The sequence below is a fragment of the Kitasatospora kazusensis genome (assembly GCF_039529945.1).
Taxonomy (GTDB): Bacteria; Actinomycetota; Actinomycetes; order Streptomycetales; family Streptomycetaceae; genus Kitasatospora; species Kitasatospora kazusensis.
Map to the genome: position 1 here is coordinate 37,996 of NZ_BAAANT010000008.1, position 13,111 is coordinate 51,106.

Sequence of the window (13,111 nt, forward strand, 5' to 3'; positions counted from 1 at the left end):
CCGTTCTGGCCAGACACGAACGGGTGGTCCTTCCATGGGAGGCCGCTCAGGATCCTTCCGCGCAGGCAGCACCGTTCTCGACGAGCCCCATCATCGATCAACTGGACGGAAGCCCCAATTTGTCGAAGAACGCTCGGTTCCGCTCAGTGGCCGCATTGACAAGACGGTCGAAGCTCACCACTTCGATGTATGCCTTGTACGGCTCGTTGAAGCCGAAGTAACCGAGTCCGTCGTGGGTGGGACGCAGGCTCGCATATTTGCACCTCTGCACCATCGTCGGCGTGAGATCGGCGACGACGTAGCAGAAAGCGGGCGCCTCATGCGTCTCGGGGATCTGCCGCCCCGATGCCGTCTTCACGCCACCGGCGCGCACACGGTTCACATATTCCAGGCACTGCTGGATCGGATCTTTGTCCTCCGACGCGTCGTTACGCATCGGCCGCTTGATCTCGATCACGACGATGGACGGCAGCGGGAGCGACTCGCCCTCCGAGGCCAGCACCGGGGAGCCGACGAGCCGAGTCGCGAGCACGTCGGGCTCCCTCGTCGATTCGGATCCTGTAATCGGCATGCTCTTGAGCGTCTTGTCGGAGGCGAGGTAGTCGTGGAACGCAAGCCGCTCGTCGATGATCCACAGGTTCGAGGCGTCGGTGCCGATCTCGTTCGAGTCGGTTCGCATTGGGATGAGCAGCGAGTGGATGGCGTCCTCCTTGCTGTACCTGCCCTGGTCGTCGGACCTGATCAGTCTGGCGAGTACGTCGAGGATCGCTCGCCGGCGCGAGACGTACGCGGCCAGGTCGGACTGGTTGATGTCCTTCACCGTGTCCAGATACCGAGCGAGGCGTTCGGCGTAGTCCTCCGGCTGAGCGGAGCCGGCTTCAGCGAAGACGGCGTGGCCCTCCGCGATCGCGGCGGCTTCGAGCTTCTGCAGGTTGCCGTGCAGCAACAACTCAAGGTCGTGGTCCTTGATGGACGGATCCACGGATACGCCGAGCGACTCGATCCGCGACAGAACTGGCCGGTACCTCGGCGCACGGTTGCTCACGAACTCGTTGACCCGAGCCTTGCCTTCTTCGCGCGCTGCGCTGAGCGGGGTGGCGAGGATCCTCTCGACTTCCTTGAGCACGCCCTCGCGGATGTCGTCCAGGGACACGTCTTCGAACAGCGTCGCGCCCGGCACGCGCTCGGCGATGTCGAAGGCCGTGCGGTCGGCGCGGACGTGGTTGTCGAGGAAGCTGGAAGACAGGTAGCAGACATACGTGAACGCGGAGGACGCTTCGTCCTTGAGTCGTCCGTAGAGCCCTGGCACCTTGCTGGTGAGGTTCTCCTCCATGACCACGCGGCTCGCGGCGCACCAGTAGAGCCGTGGCGCGGGATTGCGCGTCGAGGATTTGAGGCAGAGGTTGACCATGTCGAACTTCTCACCCTTGACGTCGATAGATGTCGTCGGCATCGCGGAGAACACGAAGTCGTCCATGAGGTCCTTGAGCGAGACGGTCTCGTCGTCGTCGGTCACCGTAATGTCAGGCGCGCCGCCTGGGCGGAGGAAGTACCAGACGCAGTGCTCGAACGTCTCGCGAGCGATGGCGTCGACGGACTTCACCGCGCTCTGCTGGTAGGGCTTCTTGAACCCGTCGAGGCTCACGGTCGTGCCGACATTGCCCAGGCCAACCGCTTCCGCGTCCGGCTCGACCTCCCCCTCTACGGAGAACCGGAACTGCCGTTCGTGGAGGCCTCCGGCTTCGTCCTCATAGGCGCTGCGGATCGAGACTTTGTCGAACGCCTTGAGCCAGAGCAGGCGTCCCACGCCACGGCAGCCGATGGCGACCTTGTGGTCGCTGTCCAGCGTCTCGAACGAGGTCATGTTCTCCGGGGTGAAGCCCACTCCGTTGTCCTCGACGCTGAAGCCGACTATGGGCTTCAGCGGCATGCGCCCAGGGCCAGCAGGACCGAGGTCGAGTTCCTCTAGCGGGCTGCGCTGGATCCTGACGCTCAGATGGCCACGCTCGACGTCGTCGCCGAATCGGGCGTCGATCGCCTGAATGCCGTTAACGACGGCCTCAAGGAGCGGCAAGAGGGCATGAGTCTTCGGCAGACTCGTGTTCCGGACCCGGCCAGCCAGCGACGTGGTCAGCGCCATGGTTTTCCTCCTCGCTCCGGCGCCGCCAACCCTATCGGTAGGCGCTGTGTGAGCGTGCTCGGCGACGGAGATGCTCACAGAGTGGCCTCCTCGTCGGCCTCGCCCTGGAAAACGCAGAGGGCCCGCACCGTAGAACGGTGCGGGCCCTCTGCCGGCGAAGGATACGAGGTTCGAACTCGTGAGGGGTTGCCCCCAACACGCTTTCCAACTCTGCACGGGGCTGTTCGGTGGGGTCCGTATGCGTCCTGACCTGCGGGTTTCTGGCCGCTGGAGTGGCGATTGAACCCGCTTGAACGGCGATGAAAGAGACCAAAACTGAGACCAGACGCGCCTGTGGCCAAGCAGCTCAGGCGTGGTTCTTGAGGGTCTCCGTCAGGCCGATTATGGCGAGTCGCAGTTGCGCTACCTCTGCGCGCAGCGCCCGCAACTCGCTTGACGCCGCTCCATCCTCGTCAGGCTGCTGCGTACTGGGCTGGCCGTGGCCGACGGTGTCCATGTCCTCTTCCACCTCCTTGTCGCTGGTGGGCGGTGGCACCTCCTTGAGGATCTTCTCGGCGGTCTCCGGAGTGATGTAGCGCACCTTCGGACTAGGTGCGTACACCGGGTACTCGCCGCTGGCGACGCGGTTCGTGATCCGCTGGTAGGCCGCGCCGTTCATCGGGTAACCGTGCTCCCGATAGAAGTCCAGCAGCTTGATCATCTCGATCTTGCTCATCGAGCCCTCCCCTTGCTTCTGTACGTTCGGGGAAGGCTACAAGCGGAGCGGTTCCGGTACACCCAAGATGAATCAAACTCTGAGCTGAAGGTCACCTCGGCTGGGTGAGGTGCCGTCGTGTCAGCATGCCGATGCCGTGGGGGCTGCGGGCATCGACGCCGACTCTATTCGTCAGTGTGACGCGAAACCGCCGGAACGTGCCGACCGGAGGGCCTGTGTCTGACATGCTGATGGTCCATCGAGAGGGGCCGCAGCGATGCAGTGGAAGATCCATGGGGAACGTCCGATCTACGAAAACCCTTGGGTGAACGTGTGGTTGGTCGACGTTGAGCAACCGGACGGGCACCGCTGGGAGCATCACGTGCTCAAGCTGCGGCACCTGGCGGTGGCGGCCGTGGTGAACAGCGAGAAGCAGGTGCTGATGATGTGGCGGCATCGCTTCATCACGGACTCCTGGGCCTGGGAGCTCCCGATGGGGTTGATCGAGCCTGACGAGACCCCGGCCGAGGGTGCTGCCCGTGAGGTGCTGGAGGAGACCGGCTGGCGCACGGGCGAGATGAGGCCGCTGATCTACGCCCAGCCGGCCAACGGGATCACCGACTCCGAGCACTTCGTGTTCCGTGCCGATGCTGTGGAGTACGCGGGACCGCCGACCGAGCGCAACGAGTCCGATCGCCTGGAGTGGATCCCGCTGTCCGATCTGCGCGGGATGATCGACCGCCGGGAGATCGTCAGCAGCGGCTCGCTCGTCGGCGTGCTCTACCTGCTGCTGGACGAGGCGGGCCTGTAGTCAGCCCGTCGCCTCTCTCAGCCGGGCCTCCAGCTCGACGACCGGTCGGAACGTCCGGAACGGCGTGAGCAGGTGGCGGAACTCCTGCAGGTGCGCTGCAACGCGAGGAGAGTCGACGGTCGCGGCCAGGTCCAGGGCGTCGCTCGCTGTCCTGCAGGCCGCTTCGACCTGGCGGCGTTGCAGCTGGGTCCGGGCCAGCCAGAACGAGTGGAAGGCCCGGCCGCGCAGGTTCACCTCCGGCTCGTTGCGGAGCGCCTCGGCGATCAGTGGCTCGGCGGCGGCTGCGTCGCCGAGCTGCCCGAGGGCGATGCCGGTGTCGACGGTGAGCTTGGTCCGGTCGAAGTACTGGACCCACGGTGGGTCGTCGTCGGTGGGGTTGATCCGCTCGAAGTGGTGCTGGGCCTCGTCGATGGCCAAGTGGGTTGCCTGTTGGTCCCGCCCGCTGGCGTGGCCGAATGCCTCGCGGATGGACAGCATCGCCATCAGCCGTGGGGTGCCGCCGTCGTCGCGGGCGGCGTCCTGCGCGGCGCGTACCAGTGTGATGGCCTCCCCCGCCCGGTCCTGGTAGGTGGCTTGGAGACTCAGGCAGGCGAGGACGTTGGAGACGAAGGTGCGGTCGTCGATGGCCCGGGCCAGGCGGAGCGACTCGGTGAAGTAGGTTCTGGCGGTGCTGAATTGGCGGGCGTCGAAGTAGGTCCAGCCGGTCAGCCGTGCGAGTTCGGCTGCGATTCCGTGCAGGCTCTGGCGGTAGTTCGGGTCCGTGGTGTCGGCCAGTATGCCCTTGACGTATCTAAGTTGGCCGATCACGGCCGGGCGCAGGGCCTCGCCGCCGTGCTCGTCGTCTCGTCGCCAGTAGTCCTCGATGGAGGTCTGCAGGGACCGCAGCGTGCTGGGTGTGACCTTCGTGTTCGCGGCGATGGCGAGGATGTCGTCCAGGTCGCTGGTCGGCACGGCAGCGGGCTGAAGCCCGGGGCCGGCCTGGAAGGCCGCCGGCCTTGGCTCTCGTGGTGCGGGGACTTTCGGACGCTCCCAGGCGCGGGAGGCCAAGCCGAGCATATGGCCGGGAATCTGCAGGCCGTCGGCGATGCGCTCGATCACGCTCATGTTCGTGATCTTCCGGCGCCCGGAAAGGACTTCGCCCACCCGGCTCGGTGTGAGTTCGCACTGGCGGCCGATGCGCGAGGCGTGGATGCCGGCCTTCGACTTCGCAAGGCTGAAGATCTTCGTGAAGTCCCGTGCCGAACAGGCCGCGATCATCTCGGGGTCTGCCAGCAGGCGGCCGGGCAGGCCCGGTGGCGCTGTGGGTTCGGTCATGTCCGGCGCCCCCTCCGAAGATCATCGCTCACAGTCACGCGAGATCACTGACCGCGAGTTTACCCATCGTGGGTACACACGCTGGCCTTATCCCGAAACGGACCGGCGAGAGATTCTGAGATTCCTTCAGGGGTCAGCCCCGAGGGAAGCGACTGAAGCCGGACGCTGTGCCCTGCTCGATGGGCGTGGCACGGCATCTACCTCCTGGCGAAAGGTTCTCAGCGATGCCCGCCACTACTTCACCTGCGACCCAGGGTCCTTACGGCTTCCGGGTGCTGCCCAGCGCCGAGGCCGTGCCGGATGCTCGGCGACGGGTGATAGCAGTGGTGCGTCGCTGGCAACTGCCCCTGTCCGAAGACACGCTGGGCGATGTCGAGCTGCTGTCCAGCGAGCTGATCACCAACGCCGTTACTCACGCTGAGGCCGCGTTCGCCGTCTGCGTGCGGTGGAACGGAGCAAGGCTGCGGGTGGAAGTGACCGACACGGACGAGCAGATGCCCGCACTCGGCGAGGCTGGCACGGAGGCCACGGAGGGCCGAGGGCTCTTCCTGGTCGAGGCGCTGTCCAGTGACTGGGGCGTCGAGAGAGACCTCGCTGGGAAGCGCGTGTGGTTCGAGGTTGGCTCCACGGCTGGAGCTGACGAACGGTTGGCGGCCCGGGTGAGAGCTGCCGTCCCCATCGTTCGGGTCGGCCACCTGCCGGCCACCGCCTGACCAAGTCTTCCTCCCCGCCCGGCAAGGGCTGGGGAGGGATCGGCACCGTCGGCTCTTTCGAGGCTGGTCGGTGGTGCCGGAACCCTGCAGCAGGACCCGCGCCGATCTTGAGGGGTGTGGGCATGCGCAGGCGCGGTGCGAGTACCCGACACCCCCAGGGTGACTCGCGCCGCAACACCAGTGGGGCCAGGCAATCGGCCTGCCCCGTATCGGAAGGAGGGCTTCATGCCCGAGAACCTGACCACCAACACCGAGTTGGAGGGTGACGGCCTGCTCGTCTCCCGCACCAAGGTCGCTGCAGCCCGCTCGCGCGGCGAGCAGCCCTCGGACGGCGGCTCCACCGGCCGTACCGACACCAACGACTGACGGCTTCACCCATGACCGCCGAGCAGTTCTCGGTGGTTGAGCGTCTGGGCGGGGATGACTTCCTCGCCCAGACGCTTGGCCGCAGCTTCAAGGTCGTACGCGGCGATGCCGCGTCACTCGCCGGACTGCTGAGCTGGGATGACCTCAACGCCATCCTGACTTACCACCGGTTCGAAGCCCCCCGCTTCCGTCTCGCCACCGACGGCGAGCAGCTCCCCACTCACCTGTACTCCCGCCCGGTGGTCACCCGACGGAGCACCGTGTGGCACCAGCTCCAGCCGTCGGAGCTGCACAAGCAGTTGGCCGACGGTGCCACGTTGGTCCTGGACGCCGTGGACGAACTCCACCCCGGCATCGGTGGTCTCGCCGCCCAACTGGAGCGCTGGCTGCGAACCGGCGTCCAGGTCAACCTCTACGCCTCGTGGACCGGCATCGAGGGCTTCGGTGTCCACTGGGACGACCACGACGTTGTCGTGGTCCAGCTCGACGGCGCCAAGCGCTGGCGCCTGTACGGGCCGACACGCACCGCACCGATGCACCGCGACGTCGACGTGCCGGAACCGCCCCCCGAGGAGCCGGTAGCCGACCTGGTGCTCAACGCCGGCGACGTGCTCTACCTGCCTCGCGGCTGGTGGCACGCCGTCGCGGCCTCCGAGGGCCAGCACTCCCTGCACGTCACCTGCGGAGTGCAGAGCACGACCGGAGCGGACCTGATCACCTGGCTTTCCGAGACCCTGCGCGCCCACGAAGCCGTCCGAGCGGACATCCCGCGGTTCGGCACCGCCGCCGAGCAGCGGGCCTTCCTCGACACGATCGGCAAGCTCGTCGCCGCCGAACTGGAGAGCACCGACCTGGTCACACGCTTCGCAGCCACGCGCGACGCGACCGAGCGGGCTCGGCTGGCTCCGTCGCTGCCGTACATCACGGCGGCCCCGCCGGACCCGGACCTGCTGGTTCGCCTCGTGACCTCACGCGTCTCGCTTGCGGCCGGTGCCGAGAGCACCGTCCGGCTGGTTGCCGGTGGCGAGGAGTGGACCTTCGCCGCGAAGGCCGGCCCGATGCTCGCTCTCCTCATCGGCGGGGTGCCCCAGCGGCTGGTCGACCTCGCGAAGGCCGCCGACATCACCCTGCCGCAGGCGGCCAGTGTGGTGACGGAACTCGTTGAGGGCCAGGCCGCTGCGATCGGAGGAGCATGATGACCGCTCGGCTGGGCCTGGGGACCTACCGCTGCCTCGACGTGTGCGAGGCCGCCGCGATGGCCGCGTCACAGGGCGCTGACTGGGTGGACACCGCGCCCAACTACGAGAGCGGCCAGGCGGAGAACTCGCTCGCCATGGTCCTCGGCATGTATCCGGACCTCCACGTCTCGACCAAGGTCGGCTTCGTGGCGGACAGCGCCAAGCGCCTCGGCGTGCAGGCAGGTGCGCTGTCTGCCGAGGACGCCGAGCGAGGTCACTGCCTGGCCCCCGACTACGTCGGTTGGCAGGTCGCGCGTAGTAAGCGGCGGCTGGGCCGCACACCCGACCTGGTGTTCCTGCACAACCCGGAGCACCACTGCGCCAGCGAGGAGATCGCCGACCGGCTCTTGGTGGCGTTCCTCGCTCTGGAGGAGGCGTGCAGCAATGGGACGATCAGCGCTTACGGTGTCGCGACGTGGCGCGGATTCAGCAGCGGACTTCTCGATGTGGGGACGCTACTTGAACTCGCGTCCAAGGCCGGCGGCCCGCAGCACCACCTGCGGGCCATCCAACTCCCCATCTCGATGGTCCATCTGGCGCCCGTCGCGCACGCGCTCGACGGATACGGCGTTCTGGTCGACGCGGTCGAGGCGGAGCTGGAGGTCTTCGCATCTGCCCCACTGCATGGCGGAGAGATCACCGGAATGATCACTCAGGAGCTGTCCGACCTGATCAGACCCGGCAGCACACCAGTTCAGTCTGCCTTGGCAGTTGTCGCATCAGCCCCAGGCGTGCGTCGTGTCCTCCTGTCGACGGGAAACCGGGAACACTGGAGGCAGGCCGCCGACGCGGTCGGTCAGCCGCCGCTGTCCCGGGAAACGTTGCGAAGGATCACGGATGTACTCGGAACCTGAGCCCGACACCGCCAAGCGCATGCGCGAGACGCATGCGACGGCGGCAGCCGCTCTCGGCTCCACGCCGGTCGGGCCTGACGAGGCATGGGGCTGGCGAGGACGCACCCTGAGCCGTGCGGTCTCCACGCCGCTCGGCGCGGGCTGGCTCCGACTGGTGTGCGCTCCGGCTGAAAAGGCCGGCGGCAAGCTCTGGGAAGGACCGCAGGAGGCGGAGCGCTTTATGCCTCCTGCGGTCCCTCGCCCCCGCTTGCGCGAGCGGCTCGCCTGGAGCGACGGCGACTACGGCTACTTGGCGGAGCTGTACGACAGGGTCGCTGACCGGACCGTCACCACTGAGGAACCCATCCTTCGGGCAGTCCCTGATCTGGACGAGGCATGGTGGTCGGGGCTGAGCACCGCTGTTGACGCCATCGCCGAGGTCCCTACCGAGCGTGTGGCGGTCCGTCAGGAGTATCTGGACCGTGCCATGCCGCAATACCTGGGCGTCTCTCTCGACACCACCGCCCCCGCCTGGTCGACGGCCCACGGCGACCTGCACTGGGCCAACCTAACCGGACCCCAGCTCACGCTTCTCGACTGGGAGGGCTGGGGAGCTGCCCCCGCTGGCTACGACGCCGCGCTCCTGCACGCCTACAGCCTCCTCGTGCCCGAGACCGCAGCCGAGGTGCGGCGCCGCCTCGGGCACGTCCTCGACATCCCTGCAGGGCGATTCGCAGAGCTCGTTGTCATCACCGAGTTGCTGCAGACCACCACCCGAGGCGACAACCTTGAACTGGAGAAGCCACTGCGTGGGCGCCTCGGCCACCTACTGGGCCAGGCCCCCTGAGCTCGGCTCTGATGATCTCGAAGGATGAGCTGTGCTTACGGAACTTGCTGTGCCTCACAGGGTGATACCCGGGATCGCCGACTTCGCCCGTGGCGGTCTTCCTGCGCCGGCAGCCACGGACGACGGCAATCACTGGGTGGACGGCTTCTGTTGGCTGTACTGCGGCCAGCAGTGGACCCGCGTGCTGTGGATCGGCCCGGCGAGCGTGGCTGGCGCCCAAGCGGCGATGTTCGCCTGCGGACCCTGCATCGAGGAACTTCAGGAACGGGTCTGGCGGTCGATACTTCTCAACGATGAACCGGCCCGGACGGAGCCTGCTGGTGCTCGCGAGGCGGAGCTGCTGGCAGCCCGGAGTGGCGGACGCCATCGGGGTCGGCGTCGGCTGTTGCGTCGTCAGTAGCGAATGCTGGTCCTTATCCAGGTGCGCCGGAGGGGCGAGGCACCAGCGCTGCGGGCTGCCACCGATCGGTGGCAGCCCGCAGCGCTGTTCAGGTCAGTTCCACGTCGCTCCGGCGAGCAGCCCGTCGAAGCCCAACCCGGTCATGGCGGTGTCGAAGCTGTCCCACTCGCGCTCGGGCTCGGAGTACTGCTGATCGAAGTCGTCGCGGGTGAGGTCGGGCTCGGGCCACTCGTGCGCGCAGCGGCAGCGGACGAAGACCTGGGGGCCGACGTTCAGGAGGAGCCAGTCGCGGTGGGCATGGCAGTTGGGGCAGGCGATGGGGATGCCGTGGGCGTCGAGTTCGCCGGGGTGGGGGACAGCGCGGATGACGCTCTGGTGGGGCTCGGGGCGGGGGTTGTAGAAGTCGTGGTCGTAGTCGGTCATGCGGTCCTTCCGCGTTGGTGGCGAGTTGCAAGGACCACAAGACGTACGGCGGCCGGGATGGTTCCCGGCCGCCGTAGAAGACATCAACCCGACATCTCAGCAGGGCCGTTGGCCCGTGAGCAGGGTGGGTCAGCTGTGCTGGTGTGCCTCCTCGGCTCGGGCTTCGAGGGTGATGAGGTGGTCGGCGAGGGCACGTGCCTCAGTGGTGAGTCCGTCGAGGACCTGCTGGGTGTGGAGGCTGTCGGGGTGGCGGGCGAGGTGCTGGAGGGTGTCCCAGTGCTCGGCGATGGTGGTCAGGTGCTGCTGGTCGGCTCGGACGGCCTTCTGTCGCTCGGCGAGGGTGGCGGTGGCGGCGTCGAGGGTGAAGTGGCCTTCGGTGACCTGGGCGGCGAGGTCCGGGGCGTGTCGGAGGAGGTTGTCGTGCTGGGCCTGGATGGCTGCGGCCTCGGCCTTGCGCTGGCGGACGATGTCGTGGGCGGCGTCGAGGCGGATCTTGCCGTCGCGGACGCGTTCGGCGAGGTCAGGGGCGTTCTTGAGGACGGTGTTGGCGAGGGAGAGTCGGCTGCGGCTGATGGCGTGGAGCGCGGCGTGGGTGCGCAGGGAGTGTCCCGAAGCTGAAAGCACCATGGCGTGGACCATCGCGCGCTGGCCTTCGGTGACGTGTCGGCGGCGGACGTTCGACAGCCAGATGTACGCCCGCTGGTCGGTGCCGGTGTAGGTGGCGAAGCGGGGTTCGACGCCGGCGAGTTCGCAGGCGGCGAGGCGGTTGCGGCCGTCCAGGAGGACGCCATCGGGGTCGAGGACGATCGGCATAAGCAGGCCGCTGGTCTTGATGGACTGGGCGAGGTCGTGCAGCTCGTGCTCGGGGAGCATCGGGAAGTTGGCGGCGAGCGGGTGGATCTTCAGAGTGGGTTCCTCGCTGGTTGGGGATGCCGGGGCCCGGTGTCGGTGCCCCGGCGTGGGGCGGTCAGGCGCGTGCGCGCCTGACCGTGGGAGGGTCAGCGGGTCCGACGCTGCGGAGTGTCGGCCGGTGCGGTGGGCGGGGTGGTCGGGCTTATGGGGGTGGCGCGCGGTGCGCGGGCGGTGGTGGAGCGCATGCGGGCGGCTTCGGCGGTGGGGTTGGGTGCGGGGTTGCGGCTGGTGTGCTGGATGCGGCCGAGGAGGACCTTGGCGGGTAGGCGGGCGGTGGTGAGTTCGCGGCGGGCGGCGGCCTCCTGGAGGAGTTGGCGGGGCTGGTGGCCGAGGGCTTTGGCGTCGGCGAGGACGGTGGCGAGGGCTGGCCAGTTGGGGTCGGCGAGGATCCGGGTGGCGTGGTCGGGGACAGCGGAGCGGAGGTCGCCGGCGAGGGTGTTGGTGGTCTCCTTGGCGGGTTGGCGGTGGGTGAGGGCGGCGAGCTGCTGGGCGGCGGCCTGGTCGTAGGCGGTTTGGAGGTGCTGGACCGCTTGCTGGGCGGCGTGGGTCTGCTGCTGGTGGCCTCGGGCCTGGTGCCAGCGGCTGGTGAGGATCGCCGCCCAGAGCAGGGCTGCGATCATGGCGGCGAGGGTGCTGCCGTCGGGCCCGTCGCCGGCCTTGAGGATGTCGCGGGCGGCGTGGCGAAGGCTGGCGGCGGCCTGGTGGTCGGCGCGGATCTGGGAGCGCTGGGCGCGGGCGAACGCCCTGGTGGCGGCTCGCAGTTCCGCGCGCAGTTCGGCGGGAGCCTGCTGGGCGGTGGCGTTGATGATGTCGCCGAGCGCGGTGATCTGGGCCTGCGCGAGCGAGCCGTCCCCGTCGTCGCCGCTTGCGGTGTCGTCGGTGAGGTGCTGGTGGAGGGTGTCGAGGGCGATGGTGGTGCGCTGCCAGCTGGTGGTGGGCCGGTTGCGCCGGGCGGTGGGGTGCTCCTCGGGGGTGGTGGTGGCGAGGCGGGCTTGGAGCTTGGGCAGGGACAGATCGGGGGCGATCTTGCCGGCGGGGAGGTAGATCTGCTCGCCAGCGGCGTTGGTGTCGCCGGGGCGGCCGACGGAGTAGCCCTGGAGGTCGCCCGAGGGCAGGCGGCGGAGCTTGACCTCGACGCCGTCGGCCTGCAGGTAGGCGAGGAGTTCCTCCACGTTGGAGGCGTGGGGGATGGCGTCGCGGATGTGGTCCTGCAGCCAGGCGCGGCTGGTCTGCTGCCAGCCGAGGCGGTCGGCCTTGTGCATCTCGGCCTGGGTGGGTCGGCGCTCACCGGCCCGGTCACCCGGCCGGACCTGGTAGAGGCGCAGCTGCCGCTCGATCTCGCGGGCCTCGGTTTGGGCGCGCTCGCCGCAGTTGTGGATCTTCGGTCGGCGGCCGTCCTGGCGGACGGTCGTGGCGAGGATGTGGATGTGGTCGTCGGCGTGGCGCACGGCGATCCAGCGGCACCCGTGCGGATCACCGTCGGGGGCGATGCCGGCGGCGTGGACGATGCGGCGGGCGATCTCGCCCCACTCGGCGTCGGAGAGGTAGCGGTCGGTGGCGTGGGCGCGGACGGGGCAGTGCCAGACGTGGTCGGTGACCTTCTTGCCGAAGCCGCTGTTGCGAAGCTTGACCGGCTCGTCCAGGATCGCCGCGAGCTGGGTGAGGGTGGCTTCTGGGTCGCGGCCGGGATCGGCCAGGCCGAGCGGGCTGAAGGAGGCGACGATGTGCGGGTCGGTGTGCTCGTCGTGGCGGCCGGGCCCATACAGGTAGGCGAGCAGGCCGCGGGTGTTGTGGCCGGGGTCCTTGACGGAGGGGATCACGCGCTTATGCCTCCTTCGGGGCTGGTGGTGGGGATGAGCAGGGCACGGGCGATGTCCGTGAGCAGGCGCTCGAGGCGGTCCAGGCGTTCGCGGATGTCGGGTTCGACGCGGTCGTCGCGGTGGAGCACGTGGACCATCTGGTTGATGTTGTTGCCGATGGCGTTGACCTCCTGGCGGATCTCGGCGCGGAACATCTGGAGCGCGAGGCGGTCGGTGTGCAGGGGAAGGTCGACGGTGAACTTGCCCCGGATGAACGCCAGCGCGATATCCGCGAGGTATCCGGAGACGGTGTCCCGGTAGCCGTGGCGGTCGGCGGCGTCCAGCAGCTCGGCATGCTCCGGAGGCGTGAAGCCGACCGGACCGACCCGCTTCCTGCGGCGCTTCCCGTTGAACTTCCGGATCTTCCCCTTGGGCATCGGCTGCCCGCCTGCGGGGTCCTTCAGTTTCGGGACATCGAGGGCGGCGGTGTTCTCGTGCAAGAACGCGGCGCTGGCGGCGCGCACGCTCTCGGCGTCGACAGCGGGCGTCTCGTCGGTGGTCGTCTCGGCGCTGGGCTGTTCGGCGCGGACGCGGGCGAGGATGTCGAGCTGCACGGCGTTG

Annotated in this window: 13 protein-coding genes; 6 read left to right on the forward strand and 7 right to left on the reverse strand. The window is 68.4% G+C overall.

Translation table 11 applies throughout. The features are described from left to right. Window positions 1-97 precede the first annotated feature (97 nt). Together ABD330_RS09265 and ABD330_RS09270 are read right to left on the reverse strand one after the other, a co-directional pair. Complete coding sequence (locus ABD330_RS09265) at window positions 98-2,140, reverse strand: ATP-binding protein (RefSeq protein ID WP_344462815.1); 2,043 nt, start codon at window positions 2,138-2,140, stop codon at window positions 98-100. A gap of 346 nt (window positions 2,141-2,486) precedes the next feature. Next, complete coding sequence (locus ABD330_RS09270; protein WP_344462817.1) at window positions 2,487-2,855, reverse strand: hypothetical protein; 369 nt, start codon at window positions 2,853-2,855, stop codon at window positions 2,487-2,489. A gap of 256 nt (window positions 2,856-3,111) precedes the next feature. On the opposite strand from ABD330_RS09270, the gene ABD330_RS09275 reads away from it, so the two are divergent. Further along, window positions 3,112-3,645 (forward strand): NUDIX hydrolase, encoded by a 534-nt coding sequence (locus ABD330_RS09275; protein WP_344462819.1) that lies wholly within the window; start codon window positions 3,112-3,114, stop codon window positions 3,643-3,645. On the opposite strand, the gene ABD330_RS09280 is transcribed toward ABD330_RS09275, so the two are convergent. After that, complete coding sequence (locus ABD330_RS09280; protein ID WP_344462821.1) at window positions 3,646-4,959, reverse strand: NsdA family TPR-like regulatory protein; 1,314 nt, start codon at window positions 4,957-4,959, stop codon at window positions 3,646-3,648. A 272-nt stretch (window positions 4,960-5,231) separates the two neighbouring features. On the opposite strand from ABD330_RS09280, the gene ABD330_RS09285 reads away from it, so the two are divergent. The 5 genes from ABD330_RS09285 to ABD330_RS09305 all read left to right on the forward strand — a co-directional run bounded on the left by ABD330_RS09285 (window position 5,232) and on the right by ABD330_RS09305 (window position 8,956). Beyond that, entirely contained in the window at window positions 5,232-5,672 is a 441-nt protein-coding gene (locus ABD330_RS09285; protein WP_344462823.1) for an ATP-binding protein, read from the forward strand. 225 nt (window positions 5,673-5,897) lie between these two features. After that, a complete protein-coding gene (locus tag ABD330_RS09290; protein WP_344462825.1) occupies window positions 5,898-6,038 on the forward strand; it encodes a hypothetical protein in 141 nt (46 codons plus the stop codon). Between the two features lie 11 nt (window positions 6,039-6,049). Continuing rightward, window positions 6,050-7,234 (forward strand): cupin domain-containing protein, encoded by a 1,185-nt coding sequence (locus ABD330_RS09295; protein ID WP_344462827.1) that lies wholly within the window; start codon window positions 6,050-6,052, stop codon window positions 7,232-7,234. Next, on the forward strand, window positions 7,234-8,130 hold the full coding sequence (locus ABD330_RS09300; RefSeq protein ID WP_344462829.1) for an aldo/keto reductase: 897 nt from the start codon (window positions 7,234-7,236) through the stop codon (window positions 8,128-8,130). Before ABD330_RS09295 ends, ABD330_RS09300 begins: the two co-directional genes overlap by 1 nt. Next, window positions 8,114-8,956 (forward strand): hypothetical protein, encoded by an 843-nt coding sequence (locus ABD330_RS09305; RefSeq protein WP_344462831.1) that lies wholly within the window; start codon window positions 8,114-8,116, stop codon window positions 8,954-8,956. Before ABD330_RS09300 ends, ABD330_RS09305 begins: the two co-directional genes overlap by 17 nt. Before the next feature lie 493 nt (window positions 8,957-9,449). Here the strand turns inward: ABD330_RS09305 and ABD330_RS09310 are convergent, their stop codons facing one another. The 4 genes from ABD330_RS09310 to ABD330_RS09325 form a co-directional block, all read right to left on the reverse strand. Then, window positions 9,450-9,779, reverse strand: a complete 330-nt coding sequence (locus ABD330_RS09310) for a hypothetical protein (RefSeq protein WP_344462833.1) — start codon at window positions 9,777-9,779, stop codon at window positions 9,450-9,452. A gap of 129 nt (window positions 9,780-9,908) precedes the next feature. After that, on the reverse strand, window positions 9,909-10,652 hold the full coding sequence (locus ABD330_RS09315; protein WP_344462835.1) for a ParB/RepB/Spo0J family partition protein: 744 nt from the start codon (window positions 10,650-10,652) through the stop codon (window positions 9,909-9,911). Window positions 10,653-10,777: 125 nt separating this feature from the next. Then, window positions 10,778-12,511 carry a relaxase/mobilization nuclease domain-containing protein gene (locus ABD330_RS09320; protein ID WP_344462837.1) on the reverse strand — a complete coding sequence of 578 codons (1,734 nt, stop codon included), beginning with the start codon at window positions 12,509-12,511 and terminating at the stop codon, window positions 10,778-10,780. Then, the gene (locus tag ABD330_RS09325; protein WP_344462839.1) at window positions 12,508-13,104 is read right to left on the reverse strand and encodes a MobC domain-containing protein; all 597 of its coding nucleotides are present in this window, start codon (window positions 13,102-13,104) and stop codon (window positions 12,508-12,510) included. Before ABD330_RS09325 ends, ABD330_RS09320 begins: the two co-directional genes overlap by 4 nt. Window positions 13,105-13,111 lie beyond the last annotated feature (7 nt).